This is a genomic window from Parashewanella sp. 2210YD4-3 (assembly GCF_056591735.1).
The window spans coordinates 66901-85802 of record NZ_JBWQOG010000005.1 but is presented as its reverse complement, the minus strand read 5'-3'; the positions used below and the strand labels follow the sequence as shown (position 1 = coordinate 85802).

At 38.0% G+C, this 18902-nt stretch carries 17 protein-coding genes; 8 read left to right on the top strand and 9 right to left on the bottom strand.

Features of this window, described 5'->3' with window-relative positions:
• Positions 1-39: 39 nt before the first annotated feature.
• The 4 genes from AC1EU0_RS09290 to AC1EU0_RS09275 form a co-directional block, all read right to left on the bottom strand.
• Positions 40-1437 carry a hypothetical protein gene (locus tag AC1EU0_RS09290; protein ID WP_480302118.1) on the bottom strand — a complete coding sequence of 466 codons (1398 nt, stop codon included), beginning with the start codon at positions 1435-1437 and terminating at the stop codon, positions 40-42.
• 40 nt (positions 1438-1477) lie between these two features.
• Positions 1478-2869, bottom strand: coding sequence for a leucine-rich repeat domain-containing protein (locus AC1EU0_RS09285; protein WP_480302117.1), 1392 nt, complete (start codon positions 2867-2869; stop codon positions 1478-1480).
• A gap of 289 nt (positions 2870-3158) precedes the next feature.
• Positions 3159-4097, bottom strand: coding sequence for a metallophosphoesterase (locus AC1EU0_RS09280; protein ID WP_480302116.1), 939 nt, complete (start codon positions 4095-4097; stop codon positions 3159-3161).
• A gap of 64 nt (positions 4098-4161) precedes the next feature.
• Positions 4162-4815, bottom strand: coding sequence for an arylesterase (locus tag AC1EU0_RS09275; RefSeq protein ID WP_480302115.1), 654 nt, complete (start codon positions 4813-4815; stop codon positions 4162-4164).
• Here AC1EU0_RS09275 and AC1EU0_RS09270 point away from each other — a divergent pair.
• On the top strand, positions 4784-5482 hold the full coding sequence (locus tag AC1EU0_RS09270) for an ABC transporter ATP-binding protein (RefSeq protein WP_480302114.1): 699 nt from the start codon (positions 4784-4786) through the stop codon (positions 5480-5482). The two genes, AC1EU0_RS09275 and AC1EU0_RS09270, sit on opposite strands and share 32 nt — an antisense overlap.
• A complete protein-coding gene (locus AC1EU0_RS09265) occupies positions 5482-7944 on the top strand; it encodes an ABC transporter permease (protein ID WP_480302113.1) in 2463 nt (820 codons plus the stop codon). The genes AC1EU0_RS09270 and AC1EU0_RS09265 overlap by 1 nt, the downstream gene beginning before the upstream one ends.
• 10 nt (positions 7945-7954) lie before the next feature.
• On the opposite strand, the gene AC1EU0_RS09260 is transcribed toward AC1EU0_RS09265, so the two are convergent.
• Positions 7955-8848 carry a TIGR01777 family oxidoreductase gene (locus tag AC1EU0_RS09260; protein WP_480302315.1) on the bottom strand — a complete coding sequence of 298 codons (894 nt, stop codon included), beginning with the start codon at positions 8846-8848 and terminating at the stop codon, positions 7955-7957.
• Positions 8849-9030: 182 nt separating this feature from the next.
• On the opposite strand from AC1EU0_RS09260, the gene AC1EU0_RS09255 reads away from it, so the two are divergent.
• The gene (locus AC1EU0_RS09255) at positions 9031-10062 is read left to right on the top strand and encodes an AI-2E family transporter (protein WP_480302112.1); all 1032 of its coding nucleotides are present in this window, start codon (positions 9031-9033) and stop codon (positions 10060-10062) included.
• 65 nt (positions 10063-10127) lie between these two features.
• Positions 10128-10910, top strand: coding sequence for a TatD family hydrolase (locus AC1EU0_RS09250; RefSeq protein ID WP_480302111.1), 783 nt, complete (start codon positions 10128-10130; stop codon positions 10908-10910).
• 232 nt (positions 10911-11142) lie between these two features.
• Here AC1EU0_RS09250 and rsmF read toward each other — a convergent pair whose 3' ends face one another.
• Positions 11143-12558, bottom strand: coding sequence for a 16S rRNA (cytosine(1407)-C(5))-methyltransferase RsmF (gene rsmF, locus AC1EU0_RS09245; RefSeq protein ID WP_480302110.1), 1416 nt, complete (start codon positions 12556-12558; stop codon positions 11143-11145).
• Between the two features lie 154 nt (positions 12559-12712).
• Here rsmF and AC1EU0_RS09240 point away from each other — a divergent pair, with 154 nt between their 5' ends.
• Positions 12713-13075, top strand: a complete 363-nt coding sequence (locus tag AC1EU0_RS09240; protein WP_480302109.1) for a diacylglycerol kinase — start codon at positions 12713-12715, stop codon at positions 13073-13075.
• A 109-nt stretch (positions 13076-13184) separates the two neighbouring features.
• Here AC1EU0_RS09240 and AC1EU0_RS09235 read toward each other — a convergent pair whose 3' ends face one another.
• From AC1EU0_RS09235 to AC1EU0_RS09225, 3 genes are read right to left on the bottom strand one after another with little or no spacing between them, the layout of a single operon-like run.
• The gene (locus AC1EU0_RS09235; RefSeq protein ID WP_480302108.1) at positions 13185-15800 is read right to left on the bottom strand and encodes an MlaD family protein; all 2616 of its coding nucleotides are present in this window, start codon (positions 15798-15800) and stop codon (positions 13185-13187) included.
• On the bottom strand, positions 15769-16431 hold the full coding sequence (locus AC1EU0_RS09230; protein ID WP_480302107.1) for a paraquat-inducible protein A: 663 nt from the start codon (positions 16429-16431) through the stop codon (positions 15769-15771). The genes AC1EU0_RS09235 and AC1EU0_RS09230 overlap by 32 nt, the downstream gene beginning before the upstream one ends.
• Positions 16418-17056 carry a paraquat-inducible protein A gene (locus AC1EU0_RS09225; protein ID WP_480302106.1) on the bottom strand — a complete coding sequence of 213 codons (639 nt, stop codon included), beginning with the start codon at positions 17054-17056 and terminating at the stop codon, positions 16418-16420. Before AC1EU0_RS09225 ends, AC1EU0_RS09230 begins: the two co-directional genes overlap by 14 nt.
• Positions 17057-17215: 159 nt before the next feature.
• Here AC1EU0_RS09225 and AC1EU0_RS09220 point away from each other — a divergent pair, with 159 nt between their 5' ends.
• From AC1EU0_RS09220 to proQ, 3 genes are all read left to right on the top strand, one after another.
• Positions 17216-17491 carry a YebG family protein gene (locus AC1EU0_RS09220; RefSeq protein ID WP_480302105.1) on the top strand — a complete coding sequence of 92 codons (276 nt, stop codon included), beginning with the start codon at positions 17216-17218 and terminating at the stop codon, positions 17489-17491.
• A gap of 34 nt (positions 17492-17525) precedes the next feature.
• Complete coding sequence (locus tag AC1EU0_RS09215) at positions 17526-17984, top strand: GAF domain-containing protein (RefSeq protein WP_480302104.1); 459 nt, start codon at positions 17526-17528, stop codon at positions 17982-17984.
• Positions 17985-18231: 247 nt separating this feature from the next.
• Positions 18232-18900, top strand: a complete 669-nt coding sequence (gene proQ, locus AC1EU0_RS09210; RefSeq protein ID WP_480302103.1) for an RNA chaperone ProQ — start codon at positions 18232-18234, stop codon at positions 18898-18900.
• The last annotated feature ends 2 nt before the right edge of the window (positions 18901-18902 follow it).

Here is an 18902-nt window from a genome sequence, read left to right as displayed (position 1 = left end):
CGATGTTGTGAGTTGTAAACCCGCCATTGAGCGGGTTTTTTATTTGCATTCATTCAGGCTATTTTCACAAGTGCCATTATCACCTAACAGTTTTACATAACCCGTTTGTTTGGTTAGATGACATACGGCTGTACAATCTAGTAAATTGGTGTTGTCTTGAATGATAAAGTGTAAGTTTTGTAGGTCAGGAGGAAATGCTACGTTTTCAAAGCCTGCTAATGATGTGAGATCATTATTGGCTTCAATTAGTACGTTGTTTTGTACTTGGAGCAAATTCGACATACTACCAATCGTTTTTAAGCTGTTATTACCTTGTATCGTTAAATCACCTTCAACTTTAATAATGCCTTCTAAGCCGCTAAGAGATGGCAGTGAAGAATTGTTTATTATCAGTAAATTACCACTATATCCATTTCCTGCTTGTACACTCAAGATATGAGCTAATCCGGTAAGAGAAAAGAAGTTAGCGTTATTCTCAATAACGATACTATTCACTGATCCAACGACCTGAGCTAGACTGTCAATGTTGCGCAAGGATGGGTTGCTCACCAAAAGTATTCCGTTGAACTTGAGAATATGGTTCATACCAGATAATGATTCTAGGCTTTGATTGCTTTGGATGTTGATATCAAGAATAGAATGAATTGAATTTAGTCCATTGAAACTAACTAATTTTGAATTGTTTTTAATGGTTAATGAGCCAATATCAGTAACATTTTCGAATCCCGTAAAGTCTGCTAACACAGGGTTTCTTGACATTTCAAACTCATTCACAATATGTTTGATTTGTTCAGCACCTTTAAAATTCACCAAGCCCTGATTATTGTTTATGTGTATGAATCCAATTGTTTCGAGTTTGTCTAATCCTTCAAAATTTTTTAAGTTCATATTATCTTCAACAATAAACTTCATGACCCAGCTTAGCGAGTTAAGTCCCTCCAAGGATGGCAGTTTATTATTTCCTGTAATAGTCATTTCACTGGTTTTTTGTAAATTGTTCAAACCCTTGAGTGACATTAATTCAGGATTTGATTGTATCTGTACCTGCTCTGTAGAAGTTAATGCCTGTAATCCATCTAAAGATGTGAGATGAGTATTCTGAATATGCATCAAGCCAACTAACTTTTGTATTTGTGACAATCCTTTTAGACTGATGATTGGAGATGAGTCTGCAGTGGGGTTAGAGAAGTTGCTGTCTTGTTCTTGAATAATCAAGGTTCCAAAAAATTGGCTGCAACCTTTGTATTTTGATGCGAAGCTGTCAATTTCTGTCTGATTTGTAATGACTTCTTCAGTACGATCAACATTGCCTAATGTGCATAAGCTCTCGTACAACTTTGATTGTGAGTTTAATGAAGCTTTCTTTGTATGAGCTAAAACCGATTGAGGGTTCAATATTATTAATACAGTGCAAATGATTAATACTGATACTTTCATGACTTTACCTACAGGTTTGATGATAATTTTTAGTTAAGCTTCATTTACATGAATTAAGGCTGTCTTGGCAGGCTCCATTATCGCCCTGAAGTTGCACATATCCTTGTTGTTTTGAAAGGGTACAGATTGCACTACAATCGGATAAATTACTGTTGTCTTGTAGTGTGAAGTGAGTGTTAGTTGGGTCGGGTGGTAATCCCATATTTTCGAATCCAGACAGTGATGTTAAAGCATTATTTTTTATGATTTGTATATTGCTTTGTATTTGAAGTAAGTGTGACAAACTCTTTAATGAGTCTAAGTCATCATTATTTTGTATTGTGATAACTCCCTCTACTTTTAATATATTCTCTAAGCCACTCAATGACGTTAAAGATGGATTATTTTTTATCGTTAATGCGCCTATGTAATTATTGCCTTTCTGTATGCTTAAAATACGATTTAATCCTGTAAGGGATGAAAGTTGCTGATTTTGTTCAATGTCGAGGTTATTAATGTTTCCGATCACTTGAGAAAACTCGTCTAAATTTTTAAGCGAAGGGTTATTGATTACTTTTAAGCTTTGGAAGTTTTTAAACTTAGTTAAGCCAGAAAAAGACGATAATTTAGAATTGTTACTAACTTGTATGTCATTGATTGTGTTTAGTTCATCTAAATCTGAGAAATCCTGTAATTGTGGGTTGTTATCTAGGGAAAGTGACTCTATGTAGCTCAGTTTTTCTAACCCCTTAAAGTTAGTAAAGTTTGAATTTTTTAATATAAACGTTTTGACGCTGGACAACTTATTCAGTCCTTCAAAGCTTTTCAAAGAAATATTGGAATCAATATTGAGTTGATAACCGATTGAGTTTAGAGAGTCTAAGCCTTCTAAGGACTGTAAGCTATTGTTTTTATCGATGTATAAACCATTTACCCAAGTTAGTTTATTCAAGCTCTTAATGCTTGTCAGATTAGGATTTGAATAAATCTTTAAAACGGTGTTTTCACTCATGTTCTCTAATCCATCTAGAGAAGTAAGATTTGGGTTATCATGTATTTCCAACCATCCGGTGGCGGTTAAATTTTCCAAGCCTTTCAAACTAGTCAGTGCTGTATTGTAAATATAGGTATAAGCAGGCAGTTCATGGATTTGAGCTAGGCCGTTCAGGTTTGTTATTTGGTCAGAATTGTCTTGCGTCGTTGTAAAGTTATTACTACTGCCAATAATGAATAGTTGCCCCACTATGCTCGTACAACCACCATATCTTTGAGAAAAGGTATCCACATCGTGTTGTGTGCGGAGAATTTCCCGTAAGCCATTGAAGTCACAACTTCCGGATTCTTGTGCTTTTGAGTATTTGTAATTTTGTATAAAAGTGTCCGAGTGTGCGAAAGCATTTTGTATAGGAATTAGTGCTGTTGAAAGATATAAAAAAAGTGACAATATGCGCATAGAATTACCTCAATTAGAATTTGAGATTGCCAATAGGGCAATTCTACTCCGCCAAGATAACTGGTCTTGGACTAAAAAAATATAATATAGAATGTAAGCTGCTGGATCAGCAGGATTAATATTATGTGTGATTTGAACTAATTGAAATGGAACAATAGTGTGAGCGTCAACTGAAACACTCACCCATGTGCTGACGACTGTGATCTCCTATCGCGGAAAGTTGTCTTTTCACACTATTGCTCTCCTTTGTATGAGCTTAGTATTTCTGTCATTCACACATAGTATTTTATTAATCAGCACAAGCCTCTATTGGCTGGCTAGATAATAAGGGCTTGATTGAAAAACGAGTGGGGCTTTCTGTATCTATCGAAACAAGTGCCATATCGATAAACCTGTAATCACCCGGTGCATTGAAATGCCATAAGCCTGACTTACGTTGTGAAAAGCAAAATTCACCCGTATCACCGTGGGCAAGCATTAGAGGGTAATCTAGAGTTCTAGCAAGTTTGTCGAGTTGCTCTCTGTAGGCCTTAAAGCCATCACAACTTTGGTTTTTGCCTAAAATGCAATCGTTTCTTGATGGTGGCTTTTGATAAATATCGGCTTGCATAAATATGACGGCAGCTCTTTGTTTTTGTTTTAACTGTTGCTCCAACCATTCAAAGTTGTTTTTATCTCTTTGAGCAGCAAGGCGTCTGGCCTTACTAGCATTGGACTTTAAAATGTTATCCCGACCGTTATTAGTGCCAGCAACGTGCAGAGTAATGAATTTTACGTCGTTGACTTCCCATACTTGATTTTCTTTTTGTATAGTTTGCCTTTGAAACTTGGGTAGTTTTACTTCGTGTTGAGCAAAGTTTTCAATAACGTATTCAAGTCGTTCTAATTCATCATAGCTTGGGTTTAAGTTTGGTCTATCACAATCGGTCCATTCATTATCACCAGGGGTATAAATGAATGGTTTTGAGCTAACTTGGCTGATCAGTTGGAAGTTTGTTTGTAATAGTTCATTGGTACATGGTTGTCCGCCTGCTTTGATATCACCAATATGGATAATAAAATCATGCTTCACATGAATTAATCGCTGAGCAAATTCACCATTAGGTTGTTTAAGTAAAGCTTGCTCATGTTGGGAATAAGGGGTGTCACCAAACACAACAAAATCGACAGTGTTAGATAGTGCCGGAGCAGATAACAAAAAGGCAGTTGCAAGTATTTTCGAGTACATAAGAAATTTTTAAAATTATAATTATTGGTAAAATAGCTAAGGAAAGTGACAAGATAAAGACGCTCTATTTGAGCGCTTTTTCTATCCAAGGTTTTACAAAATCAACAATTTTAGATTGTGCTTTTTGATTAGGGTGAATACCATCTCGCTGCATTAGCTGTGGATTAGGGGCAATTTCTGTCATAAAAAATGGCATCAGCATAATATCTTCATTATCTGCAATCTTATGGTAAACCGCATTAAAGCTTTTGCTGTATCTTGGTCCGTAGTTAGGTGGCACCATCACTTCACTCATCAGGACTTTTGCCCCTGAACGCTCAGATAATGTGATCAATTTTGTAAGATTTGATTTCAGTTTCTTAGTGGAAAAACCTCTTAGTCCATCATTGCCACCTAACTCTATAAGAACCAGATCTGGTTGGCTAGATTTTAATACGGAAGGCAGTCGACGCAGTCCACCAGCAGTGGTTTCGCCACTTACAGAGGCGTTGATGATCGTATGTTGCGGCAATTCAACTTTAAGTTTTTCTACCCAACCTTCGTTTTTATCCATTCCGTAACTAGCGCTCAAGCTATCTCCCAAGATTAATACCGTAGCGGCGTGAACCGGAAGGGTTGCAAATATCGTAGTAAATATTGCTAATATAGCGACAGAGACTTTAAGACGAGAGAATAAGGATTTAGCCTTGAGTGAAAGTGTAGAGAACAAACCAGCCATAAAAGTTGTTAACCTCGAAAAATCAGTAAAAACACAAGAAGGAATGCTGACTATCCTCAAGGGCATTGACCTCGAAGTCAAGCATGGTGAAAGTATAGCCATTGTCGGTCCATCAGGTGCAGGTAAATCTAGTCTACTCGGATTGCTTGCGGCACTTGATAATCCAACATCGGGTGAAGTCTATCTTGATGGTGTGGGCCTATCTAAGTTGAATGAAGAACAAAAAGCGGCACTGAGAAAAGAAAAAGTAAGTTTCATTTTTCAATCTTTCATGTTGGTCGATACGCTTACGGCTCTAGAAAATGTTATGTTGCCTGCGGAGCTTTCTGGAATTCCTAACGCTAAAGAAAAATCATTAGCCATGCTTGAAAAGGTCGGGTTGTCCCATCGTCTTAATCATCTCCCTAAACAATTGTCTGGCGGCGAACAGCAAAGGGTGGCGATTGCTCGGGCATTTATTTGTGAGCCTAAGGTTTTGTTCGCCGATGAGCCTACCGGTAATTTAGATGAAGCTAACGGCAGTAAAGTTGAGCAAATGTTGTTTGAGCTGAACCAAGAAAGTGATACCACTTTAGTTATTGTTACTCATGACATGGATCTCGCACGCAAGTGCCAACGTCAACTGACCATGCATGATGGTTCTCTTGTTGAAGAGCAGGTGGCTTAATGGAATTGAATTTAGCTTGGCGCTTGTTTAAGCGCGAACTTTTACAAGGGCAGTTGGTTCTCATTTTATTAGCCATTACTTTAGCTGTATTGTCAGTAAGTGGTTTGTCACGAGTGAGTGAACGGCTGCAAACGGCGATTTCTGGTGAGGCGAGCAAGTTTATAGCGGCAGATAGAATCATTGATTCCCCAGAAAAGCTTACACCTGAAATTTTACAAAAATCTACTGAGCTAGGTCTAAAATATGCCACCAATCTAGAGTTTAACTCTATGGTGTATTCTGGTGATGAACTGCAATTAGTTGAGGTTAAAGCGGTATCAGATACTTATCCTTTAAAGGGTAATATTGAGCTTACTACTGGTGAAACGCATCAATTACCTCCGCTCGGTTCTGTTTGGTATGAAACTCGTTTAGCAGGTCTTTTAGGTAATCCTAAGCAAATTGAAGTTGGTGTTGCGACTTTCAAAATGGATAAAGCTATTTCGCGCTTACCAGACGCTGGTTTTAATCCGTTTGCTTCTTCTCCTGTAGTATTAATGCGAATGGAAGATGTCGCTAAAACTCAAATCGTTCAGCCTGGAAGTCGACTCGATTACCGATATCAATTTACTGGAACGCCTGATCAATTAAAAGCATTTGAGAATTATGTCACACCAAAACTTCTGACGACTCAGCGTTGGCGTGATGTTGAAAGTGGTGATTCGCCATTAGCAGGTGCAATTAAACGAGCTGAGCGCTTCTTGTTGCTTGCGAGTCTACTTGGTATTGCTTTGGCTTGTACTGCTATTGGCATCGCAGCGCAGCGTTATTGTCAGCGGCATTATGATGTTGTGGCGATGCTAAAAACTTTTGGCTCTAGCGCTAAACAAATCCGCTTTATATTCACCTTTCATTTATTGTTTGTATCTGTTTTAGGTGTGATTTTAGGCCTGTTTGGTGGTTGGGTGTTAGATATTGGATTAACCCAATTCTTGCCTGAAAATATTGCCGCTTATGATCCTTCTATTTGGCGACCGGTTATTCTAGGTGTAGTGACAGGGCTATTGAGTGCATTTATGTTCTCTGTATACCCATTAATGCGCCTTTTGAAAATCCCTCCATTAAGAGTTCTTCAGCGTCAATTAGAAAGTCATACCATTGGGCAATGGTTCAATATCGTATTAAGCCTGCTTGCCCTTGGATTATTAGGTTTTTTGTATTCTAAAAGTCTTACTCTGACTTTGATTGTGATGGCGAGTGTCGTGATGCTTGCTGCGCTTATACTGGTTGTTGGGTTTTTCATGATCCGTTTAGGTCATAGTTCAGGCTTAAAAATCAGTAATCCGGTTCAGTTAGCATTTGCAGGGTTAAGACGAAGAGCCAAACAGAATGCAGTGCAATTGGTCGGCTTTAGTAGCGCATTGGTTCTGTTGCTTATTATCTTTGCATTACGTCAAGACTTATTGAATGAATGGCAGCAACAATTACCTAAAGAAGCACCTAACTACTTCTTAGTGAATATTGCTCCTGAGGATTCGAAACCTCTAGAGGATTTTTTTACGGAAAAAGGAGTGAAAGCGACCGATATTTACCCTGTTATTCGCGGACGGATGAGTGCGATTGATGGTGAAAAAGTAGTGACTCGTAAACAGCAAGATACAGGTGAAGAAGGGCGTTTGGGAATCACTCGTGAGCTGAATTTAACTTGGCGAGATTCACTTCCTCCAAATAATGAAATTTTATCTGGTGAATTTAATCATCAAGCCAACGAAGTATCCGTTGAGTCTGAAGTTGCTGAACGTCTTAATTTAAAATTGGGTGATACAGTTACGTTTATGATTGAGAATCAGCCCGTAACAGCCAAAGTCACCAGTCTACGAAAAGTGCATTGGGAAACCTTACAACCAAACTTCTATTTTATCTTTTCGAAACAAGCCTTGGGTGCGTTTGACTACACATCAATTGCCAGCTTTTATTTGGATCAAAATAAAACCAGCAATAATGAGCTAATCATTCAATTGATAAAACAATTTCCAACGGTTTCTATCATTGATGTTGGCGCTATGGTTGGGCAATTGAGAGAGATTATCGACCAAGTTTCATTGTCGTTAACATTGGTACTGGTGTTAGTTGTTTTAGCGAGTGCGCTCGTGCTTTTAGCACAAACAGAAGCGGGGATGGCAAGTCGTCGACGAGAGTTGGCGGTTCTTCGTACATTTGGCGGTTCGGGTTGGTTATTAAGACTCTCAACATTTTTCGAATTTGCGTTATTAGGAGCCATTTCTGGCTTATTGGCGGTGTGGGTTACGGAGTTTGCTCTATACCTACTTAAAACCCAAGTTTTTGAGTTAACGACTTACATGCATTGGAATTGGTGGTGGTTAGCACCACTTTCAGGAGCGGTAGTCGTCGCCAGCTTAGGTTTATGGCGTTGCTGGCATCTATTATCTAAAAGCTGTTCAAGTTTGTTAAAAGAGGGTTAATCACCCTCTATTATTGAAAAATTTGTGCCATGGCTGAGTCTATTGTTGGATAGCTAAATTCAAAGTTATTATCCAATAATCGCTGAGGGACAACATATTGTCCTTCAGTTAATAAATCAGCCATTTCACCAAACATCTTTTCAACAACAAATCTCGGTAAAGGAAATAATGCTGGTCGATGTAAGGCTTTAGCTAATTCTTTTGAAAATAGCTTATTACTCACCGGATTTGGCGCGGTAGCGTTATAAACTCCTGAACATGATTGGTTATTCATTAGGTGCTGAATAATCCGGATTAAATCGCGGCGGTGAATCCAACTCATTCCTTGTTCACCTGAGGCAATTTTTCCACCAAGACCTAATTTAAAGCTGGGGAGCATTCGTTGAAGTGCGCCTCCCTTACTATCGAGTACGACTCCGATCCGCATAATACACACTCGAGTACACTCTGTTTGAGCTAATAAGGCTAGTCTTTCCCATTCTTGGCAAAGATGATGGGTAAACTCATTATGTGGAACTGAGTGCTCATCTAGTGGAGTTGCTTTATGTCGCCCATAAAAACCGACAGCAGACGCACTAATAAGTGTTTGAGGAGGATTATCACTTTTTTGAAAAAGCTCAACCAGTTTTGCTGTAACATCCCATCGACTATGGCACAGTTTTGCTTTTTGCTCTTGTGTCCAAGTTGATTCAGCAATGGGCTCTCCAGCTAAATTGATCACAACATCAAATTTATCTAGATTTTTAAATTGCTCTAAATTGAGAACGAAACGAGGGATATCACCTAACTTAGCTTTAGCCTTATTAAGGTTTCGAGTTAATACCGTTATTTTGTGTTCGGTGCATAAAAGGGGCACCAATGCCTGACCAATAAAGCCAGTTCCGCCTGTAATTAAAATTTTCATCATGCCTCAATACGACTGAATTCAAGACAAGAAACGCCAGTCCGATGGCGAACTTATAGAAATCCGAATGTAAATTGTAGCGTATATCTATAAGTATGGTGATTGTAAAAAATAAAATAATGATTAATTTTTGAAATTTTGTTTACAATGATCAACTTGAAAATTGATATGGAATAAATGGAATGAATCGATTTGAACAAAATACCACGGCGCTAAAGACCTTTGTATTATTGGCTAGCTTAGTTGTGGTATTAGCCGGTATTAAAACCGCAAGCTCCATAGTTGTCCCATTTGTTTTATCTATATTCATTGCCATTATTTGTAATCCTGCCATTGTTTGGATGTCAAAGTGGCGGGTGCCGAAATGGCTTTCAGTCATTTTATTAATTATTTCTATATTGCTCGCTGGCATGTGGTTAGCAAGCGTAGTTGGCAGTTCTATTAATGAGTTTTCAAAACAGTTACCACAGTATAGAGACCAGCTCATTGACCAATTTAGTTGGGTAATTGAATTACTACAAAAATACAATATTCAGGTATCAAAGACACAGATCCTAAATTATTTTGATCCTGGTGTCGCCCTGTCTATGACCACAAATATGTTATCTGGTCTTGGCAATGTCATGGCAAATATATTTCTGATCCTTTTGACAGTGGTATTTATGCTGTTCGAAGCCAGTTCCTTTTCAAAGCGAATTCACTTTGCCCTTGATGATCCTGAAATGCGTTTGCAGCAAATTGATAAATTCTTACATTCTGTGAACCAGTATATGGTGATCAAAACGTTAGTGAGTCTAGCAACTGGTACAGTGGTGGGACTAGGTCTTTATTTTATTGGTGTTGATTACGCCATGTTGTGGGCTGTTGTGGCTTTTTTGTTTAACTATATTCCTAATATCGGATCAATTATTGCTGCTATTCCTTCTATTTCTCTTGCTTTAATTCAATTAGGTCCCACTGCAGCAGGCGGCGTGGCAGCACTTTACATCGCTACCAATATGGTTATGGGCAATATTGTTGAGCCTAAATTTCTTGGTAAAGGGTTAGGGCTGTCGACTCTTGTTGTGTTTTTATCGTTAATTTTTTGGGGATGGTTACTTGGTTCTGTGGGTATGTTGTTATCGGTTCCATTAACTATGATTGTTAAAATTGGCCTAGAATCTAGTGATACAGGTCGTTGGTTAGCGGTATTGTTATCCGATGACGTGGATTAAATTTGACCTCAAAATTCCACAACTGTATGCTTGCGCCGTTTTAAACTTTGAAGGAAACCTCTGTAGTGTTAATTGATTCACATTGCCATATAGATAGACTTAAAGCAGCCCCTGATGATGCGAGTTTGCAACAAATAATGAATGCTGCAAAAGCCCGTGATGTAGAGTACATGCTTTGTGTTAATGTGCGTCAAAATGAATTTTCAGCCATGAAAGAAAAAGTGAAAGCATTCCCTAATGTATTTCTTTCAGCAGGTGTTCATCCTTTAGACGTCGATTCAGGTTTAGATTCAGATCAGTTATTAATTTCTGCTCAAGATGAGCGAGTCGTTGCTGTTGGTGAAACAGGCTTGGATTATTTTTATGCCGCAGAAACTAAATCTCAGCAGCAACAATGTTTTGAAAAGCAAATCGATCTGGCATTACAAGTTAATAAGCCACTTATTATTCATACTCGTGATGCAAGGGAAGACACCTTAAATATGCTTAAATCAGGCAACGCCGATAAAGTAGGTGGGGTTTTACATTGTTTCACTGAAAGTTGGGAAATGGCGAAAGCAGCCATTGATCTTGGTTTTTATATTTCAGTTTCTGGCATTGTGACTTTTAAAAATGCTGGTGAGTTAAGAAGTGTTATCCGCAAAGTCCCTAAAGACCGTTTAATGGTAGAAACGGACTCTCCATATTTGGCACCAGTTCCACATAGAGGTAAAGAAAACCAACCGGCATTTGTACGTGATGTGGCTGAATTCGTGGCTGAATTACGCGGCGAAAAATATCAAGAACTAGTAGAGTATACTGGCGAGAATTTCTTTAATCTTTTCAAAGATGCTAAAAAGTTAGTTTAAACTGAATTCACTTACTGCTTGTTTTTCAAACATCATAGAATAAAAAAAAGCCCAATCCATATAGAATTGGGCGTTGGGAAATGGCTCTTTCGAGCCGTGCGCTACGCGGTTTTCGATGGCAGAATTTCTACCATCGAGAATTCCGATATTGTAATCCTAGAACAAATAAAAACATTTGCACAATAAATAAACATTAACAAAATTTTTCAGTTTATTCATATATGTCAAGAACCTAGAGTTTTACTGCATTGTCTCTAACTAAATCTCTAGGTAAATTATTTTTTAATTTTGTTCCAAGGTGCTTAATTAATCCCAACGGCACTTTATTACGACAAATAATTTTCTCTCCTTGAGGTTTAGTTACCTGTTCTAATTGAATGTCACGTCCTTTCAGATATTCTTCTGCTTGTTGTTCATTAGCATTTATCGCATCACTTTGGTATCGGTACAAAACCGAAATTACTTCATGAGTTATTTTTAAATGTTTGCCTTTTTGTTCAGCTAGTTTCAAACCAATACGCTGAAAGCGAATTTGCCCAATATAAGATTTTATTGCTTTTGGAAAAAGCCAATACTGATTATCTCTAGCAACTAGATATAACGATGCTGGAATTGAAATTGAGTAATTTGCTGATAACCAATCAGTAATTTCTTTTTCTTGTTTGATCGATAGCTCTTTAAATGGAAAGTTTTTATTTATTTTGGGTTCAGGTTGGCTTCTAGTCACGGATTTAGTTTTACGAATCTTGGCGACAAAGAATCCCTCACTGTCGAATATTTGTGGCCAAATATGTAAAAATCCTTCGCTTGTGGTGGCTTTATTGGCACCATCAAATAGATCGGACAGAGAAATAAATTCAACTGCATCTCCAAAAGTCTCTTTCAAAAACAAACAAACTTGTTGGTTTTCTTCTTGGCTTAATGTGCAAGTGGAATAGATCAAACTACCGTTAACTTTAAGTGCTTCAAATGCCGATGCTATTAACTGCTTTTGTTTGGTTGCAATTGAATGAACATCTTCTAAGCGCCAATCTTTTAATGCATTGCTATCTTTGCGAACCGTGCCTTCACCACCACAGGGAGCATCTAATAAAATAGCGTCAAATGCTTCAAATAAATACTGGCCGAAGACCTCGGCATCGAAGTGTGTAATGGCGGCATTGTGCACTCCCATCCGTACTAAATTTGCATGAAGCATTTTAACACGGCTTGACGAGTATTCATTAGCAATCAAGAGCCCCTGATTATTCATTAGTGCAGCAATCTGTGTTGTCTTGGAGCCAGGTGCTGCAGCCATATCGAGCACACTGTCAAAGTTCGAACCTGAATCAAATAAGGCAGTAGGAGGTAACATTGAGCTTGCCTCTTGAATATAAAATAGCCCTTGCAAGTGTTCGATACTATTTCCAATGTCTTGGTGCGGTGGGGTTGTGAGCCAAAATCCTTCTTCACACCACGGAATAGATGTTAAGCACCATCCTTTGTTTAACATTAAATCATGAAAATCAGAAACAGTAATTTTTAAAGTATTAACACGTACAGAAAGCCTCAGAGGTTTATTGTTGAAAGCAAGGAACTCATCGAGAGATAAATGGCAGGGAAGCTGTTGGCGAATGTGTTCGATGAAATTTTCGCTGATTTTATTCATTTGTCAAAGCCGTGTTAAAAGCAAAATTATACCATGAACTAATTATCAGGTAGCGATAACGATAACCTAATTTATTTAATATTTTTCTAGTCTTAAGCTATTATTTTTTAGTTATTGGCATTCACTCTCGAAATTAGCCAGATAAGGTACTGTAATGGATTATTCAAAAAAACCTAAAGGTATTAGGCGCATTTATCTTGCATTCGGAAATTCACTTCGAGCTTTAATTTGGTTAGCTAGAAATGAAGCTGCGTTTAGACAAGAGTTAATTTTAGCCGTAGTTTTATTTACATTGACCTTTACCCTTAATGTGTCATGGGGAGAGCGCTTGATTTTGTGGTCATCCTTATTGTTTGTGTTGTTTGCCGAAATCGTTAACACCGCCATTGAATCTGTCGTTGATAGAATAGGTTATGAGCATCATGATTTGTCTGGACTTGCAAAAGATTTGGGATCTTTAGCTGTGATGATTAGCTTTGTCATCGCGATTTTTTGTTGGATAAATGTGATTTTTTGAATTAGAAAATGGAAAAGTTAACTATTACATAAATAATGTCTACTAAGATGAACAGTTTGAAATACTTGAAGATTACAAACTGTTCAATCTAAAGGCCGCCAAACTCAAATTACTTAAATTGCCACTTTAACCAACTTGATCTTGACTCTGGATATAATCTAAAAGATTCACTTTCTGCTAATGCATTATCTGCGGTAGTTAATTGCTCTGTAGCCACTGAAATACCACCTGCTAGAATATTTTCAAATGAGCCTGTACTGAGGTGAACTCCAGAAAAAAGCCCTGCGTCAATTTTAATCCCCGACTGTTCCCAAAAACGGCTAGATGTATTTATAAATTGACGATATTTAGCGTTAATGTGAGCTTTGATACGAACATGGTTGCCATCCACAGCCAATTGATAACTATCAACTTTGCCTATTTTTATACCTCTAAAATAGATTCCAGTGCCAACTTGAATTGAACCAAGCTGTGATTTAACTAATACGATAGCAGCAGCGCCCTTTGGAGTTAAAGACAAAGCTTCCTTAGAGAGCTCACCACTAAATAAATGGGTCGATTGACTTGATTGCCCAGGAACAGCACTTACATAGGCGCCAGAGATTAACGTTTCTGGTGATTTAATGCCTGCCAGAGAAATTTGAGCATCAACAATATAGTATTTAGTATCTTTACGTTTGAACTGTTTTGCGAATCTAGAATAGAGGAAAGCTGTAGCAGTAATGGTGTTTAAGTCTTCATTGAGACGAACGGCCTCCACTGAACCTATAGGGTGATTTTGGTACTTAATTGCCGCACCTTTGGCAAGTCTTGTACCCGTTCGAAATATTATTTCAATTGGAGTTGCTTGCGCCATTGCCAACTCTTTGTTGGCATAAAGAGGCTTGCGTTTAAGTTTTGAAGCACGCTCTGCTAATCCTAGACTTATACTACCTTTTAGAGCACCTTGAAGTGGTGCTACATCGAGCTTTATGCCAGAAAGGTTAGCATCAACTGACAAAGCACTATTCCTCCAAAAAACTGTTTTGCTATTGATTAAGCTATTGAACTTCTTCTGAATCGCCAATTTAATGTCAAACTGATCGTTTTGCTTTGTCCAACGCACATTTTCAACAAAACCGATTTGCATTTTTTTATAATATATCGGAGAGCCAGACTGCAAATCTGCAGCATCGGAGCTATCAAGAGTGATATATCGATACTGGTGTTTATTAGCTGCTTTTTGAGCTTCTTCCTGAGAAGCGAAAAGGTTAAATTGACTTACGAACTTATTTGAGCTTTTTAAATCTGTTTCTAAATTAATGGATCCTGAAATGGCTGAGGGTAAGTCAGAAGTTTTTACTGAAACATTGTCGAGTGATGCTTTTACCTCAAGGGCAGATTGAGGTACAAAATAATGCCCAGACTTGAGTAGTGGTTTGAATTCAGGATAAATTTCAGCAGAAATATTTACCTGCTGAAAGTTTTTGCTAAGGCTTACAGAAGATACTTTGCCTATTTTCACATTACGATATTTTATCGCTGCATTTTCTTTCAATCCAAAGTTCTGAGAGCTTACTATTTCAATCTTGATGCTTTTTTGCTTTGCTATTTCAGGCGTAGAAGTTAATAAAGGGTATCTTAGTTTACTAGGTCCTGTTCCAGGGAAAAACTCGACAACAGGGCCTGTTATTAAACGCTCAGGATGTTTAAATTCGGAAAGGGATAAATCTGCACCAGCTAGCCAAAATTTAGCACTTGCAGTAAGTAGATTCGCATATTGATATTTAATACGAGCACCTAGCTCAACACCTTTGTTAGTAATTTTTTTGTCACTAATTTGGCCAATTGCTACACCACGATAAACAATCATGCTGCCCTTACTTAAACCATGAGAATCATCACTCGTTAAAGTGAAGGACTTTCCTCCAAGAGCTTCTTCTTTTGAATCAAATAAATTGTATATATGACCAGATTCAGCTAAAGAGCTATCTTTAGGCGAGCTGAAAGTAATACCACCTTCAATCAGTGACGCAAGGCTTTCTGCTTCAAGTTTTATACCAGCCAGTGACGCATCAAGTTTTAGTCCTGAGATATTCCAAAATTTTGAATCTTGTTTAATTAAATCGGTGAACCGTTTTTGAATAAATACGCTGATTGATACTCTATCTGCATTATCCAATCGGTAACTCACTACTTTTCCGACGGGGATCTGACGATAGAAGATATGTGCACCGATATCGATAGAGCCTAAATCTTCAGCGTAAAGGGTTAATAGCATACCTTCACTTGCAGGCATTTGTGGTGGTGCTTCAGGCACAGCTTCAAAATCAGTTCGTTTGGCTCCATTACCTGGCTTTAAAGCAATATAATTACCCGAGAATAAGGTATCTAAGCCTTCGATTTTGGTGATGCTTGCTTTAGGGCTAACCAGCCAAAATTGGGTTTTGTCTTTCAGGAAAGGTTGACCTCGGTAATTCATATTTACCGTTACGATGACGCCTTTTCGTTGTTCATCAATGGCGATGTCAGTGACGTGACCAACATTAACGCCTTGGTAGTTAACGAGTGTCTTACCAATCTGAATTCCAGTAGCCGTTGGGAAGTGAATTGTGATTTCTTCACCTGCATCCTTGATGCCTTTTACTATAAGCCAAGCGCCAAGTAATAAAGCAACAGCAGGCAGAAGCCAGACTGGTGAGAATAATTTCTTTTTAACTATTTTTGGTGGTTCTGTTTGAGTCATGCTTGTTTTCCATTCGATCCCAAAGGAGTCGTGTATCCAATACTTTTGCAGCTAATTGAGTGAATAAAATCACCAAGGCGAAAGGGGTGGCTGCGATCCCTGGCTTTGCGTCTAAGAGTTGACCCATATTAACCAGTGCTACAGTGAGCGATATAACGCACAAATCAAGCATAGACCAACGGCCAATCCATTCAATAATATGAAATCCTTTCATCAAAAAGCGTTTTGATAAAGGTAAGTTAAAACTGATTGCAGATAAATAAGTCGCTAAGCCAATAATTTTTAACCAAGGAACAAGAATACTTGCAATAAAAAGAATGATTGCAATAGGAATCATACCAAGGTGAATGGTGTGTAAAATCCCAGAGAAAATAGTATCGTGAGTTTCTCTACCTTGCTTAGTAATGATACTAATAGGATAGATGTTGGCTGGGATCAGTAGAATTGCTGCTGTTATCAAAAAAGCCCAAGATTTTTGTAAGCTGGATTCATCACGTATGGCTAATTCGCTGTCACAACGAGGGCAGTGTTCAAGCTCGTCTGGGCAAACCATTTTACATTTTGGACAGCTCAATAAGTTTAAATGATTACCTTGTGCCATTTCATGATAAGACGGCTTATTGGGATTCATGTAATTGCTCCCACATGTAATCAATATTGTATTCACGCTGTAAAAATAACATTAGGACAAATAGCATCACATAGCAAAAAGTGCCGACACCCATATAAATATCTGCAAAATCTCCCAAATTAAAAGCGGTGACAAACATGCTGATAACATAGATCTCAGGCATTGAAAATTGCTTAATAAATAGGTGTTTTTTTAATATAGAGCGAAAATACTTCCGCATTATGGGCTTATGAAGACCATGTTTAACTATCAAAACTTGCAACAGTATTGAAACCAATAATGCTGCTGGCGCTACAATCGCACCCAATGCCACTGCAATCCCGACAATATAATAGCCTTGATTGATAACAGAGTATGCACCTTCCCATACAGTTGAAGTCCTGATGCTGCCAAAAAAATGAAGCTCAAGAACGGGGTAAAAATTAGCAGGAATATATAAAAGCAGCGCGGTAATGCATAACGCTAAGACACCATTTATAGTGCAAAACGGTTTGGCGTATAGGGCACTATGGCAGCGAGGGCAAAGGGCTCTAACATTGGCAGGCAGGGCATGGCGGTTGACTGCAACATCGCAAGAGTTACACAAAATTATAGATTGCAGCTTAGGCGTATCAGAGTCGCTCACCTGTAATTATCCAACTAACAGTAAATTCCAATGGCTTAATAATAACAAAGATTTCTAAATAGGGAGTAAGTAAATCGTAACAACTTTTTTATCAAAGGTTGCAATAATCTCAAGGTTTTGCGACTCTATTACTGTTTATAAATACAGTGTGAGGAAATCATGGCCGTAATTACTCAGTTTGTGGTGATTAGAGAAGGTGTTGAAAAAATGACGTTTACGACAAAAAAAGAAGCTGATGCATACGATAAAATGTTGGATATAGCCGACAGTCTTGTGCCTTTTCTAGAAAATTCCAAAATTGAGATGGAAGAAAAATCCTTCGAAGATATGGCTTACTATTTAGCTTCTAATAAAGATGATTTACTATCTCTGCTTAAAGGCGTTGCAGCAACAAAGTCGCCTGTGAAAAAAGCCGAAAAGAAAAAAGCGGCGTAATATCAATTAGTAGATAAAATCAGTAGAGATAAGTATGAAATCAGAGTTTTATGACATCCTGAATCGACAAGTATTAGCTTTGTTTGAAGGTGAGACCAACCAAGTCGCAGCTATGGCGAACTTCTCAGCATTATTAAACGAACACCTTGAAACGATCAATTGGGTTGGTTTTTACCTAATAGAAAATGAGCAATTAGTATTAGGCCCTTTTCAAGGAAAAGTTGCGTGCGTAAGAATTCCACTTGGGCGAGGTGTTTGCGGTACAGCAGCTGCGGAAAATGTTACGCAACGTATTGCTGACGTTCATCAATTTGAAGGTCATATCGCTTGTGATTCTGCCAGTAATTCCGAAATTGTTATTCCTTTTAGAAAAGGAAATGAGGTAGTAGGAGTATTAGATATTGATAGTCCGATATTTTCTCGTTTCGATGAAGAAGACCAAAAAGGCCTAGAGTTATTGTTAAAAAGCCTAGAATCTTGCCTATTCGAATAAAAAATATTCGCAATTTAATAAATCATGGTCGCAATTGTTCAGATGCACCTTATAATAGGCGGCTTGCTTGGGTAGTTCTCAAAAGTTAGCCAAGGCAAATGAATAACAGTTTTATGCTTTATGATTACAGCTAATGATCTGAAATATAATCATAAAGTTTATTGAACAGTAAGCTTTAAGATAAACGACCTAGGCCGATTTACATAGATAATATGCGGCTAATGTCCTTGTAAACGTGGAAGTTATAATGGAATCAACAGATAAGTTGACCGACACAAATGCCATTTTGGCTTATTTATACGAGACTTTTCCTCAGTGTTTTATCGCTGAAGGTGAAGCAAAGCCATTAAAAATTGGTTTATTTCAAGATTTAGCTGAAAAACTGGCGGAAGAGTCAAAAATCAGTAAGACTCAATTAAGAGTTGCTTTACGTCGCTATACCAGTAGCTGGCGTTACCTAAAAAGCATTAAGCAAGGTGCAGTTCGCGTTGACCTTGATGGAAATGCTTGTGGTGAGTTAGAAGAGCAGCACATTGAGCATGCGCAAAAGACGCTTAAAGAAAGCCAAGAGCGTGCGAAAGAAAGACGCAAACAACGTGAAGCTAAAGCTGCAGAGCAGGGCGGTGATAGCGCAGACAAAAAAGCAGGTCCTAGAAATAATACTAAACGTCCGAGAAAAGATCGTAACTTAAAACAAGTTCAATCTAAATCGAGCCGTCCAAATAAAAAAGCAGAACCAGCGGTTAACTTAGTTCAGGCTGAACTTAGTCAACTTGCAAAAGAACAACGTGTCAATGTTAAGTTAGGGAAGTCTCCAGTTAAGGGAACCATTTCTGACATAAATAAAGATGATGTGACTGTTCATCTTGACAGTGGTTTAACGGTGAAAGTGAAAGCCGAACATATTTTGCTGTAACA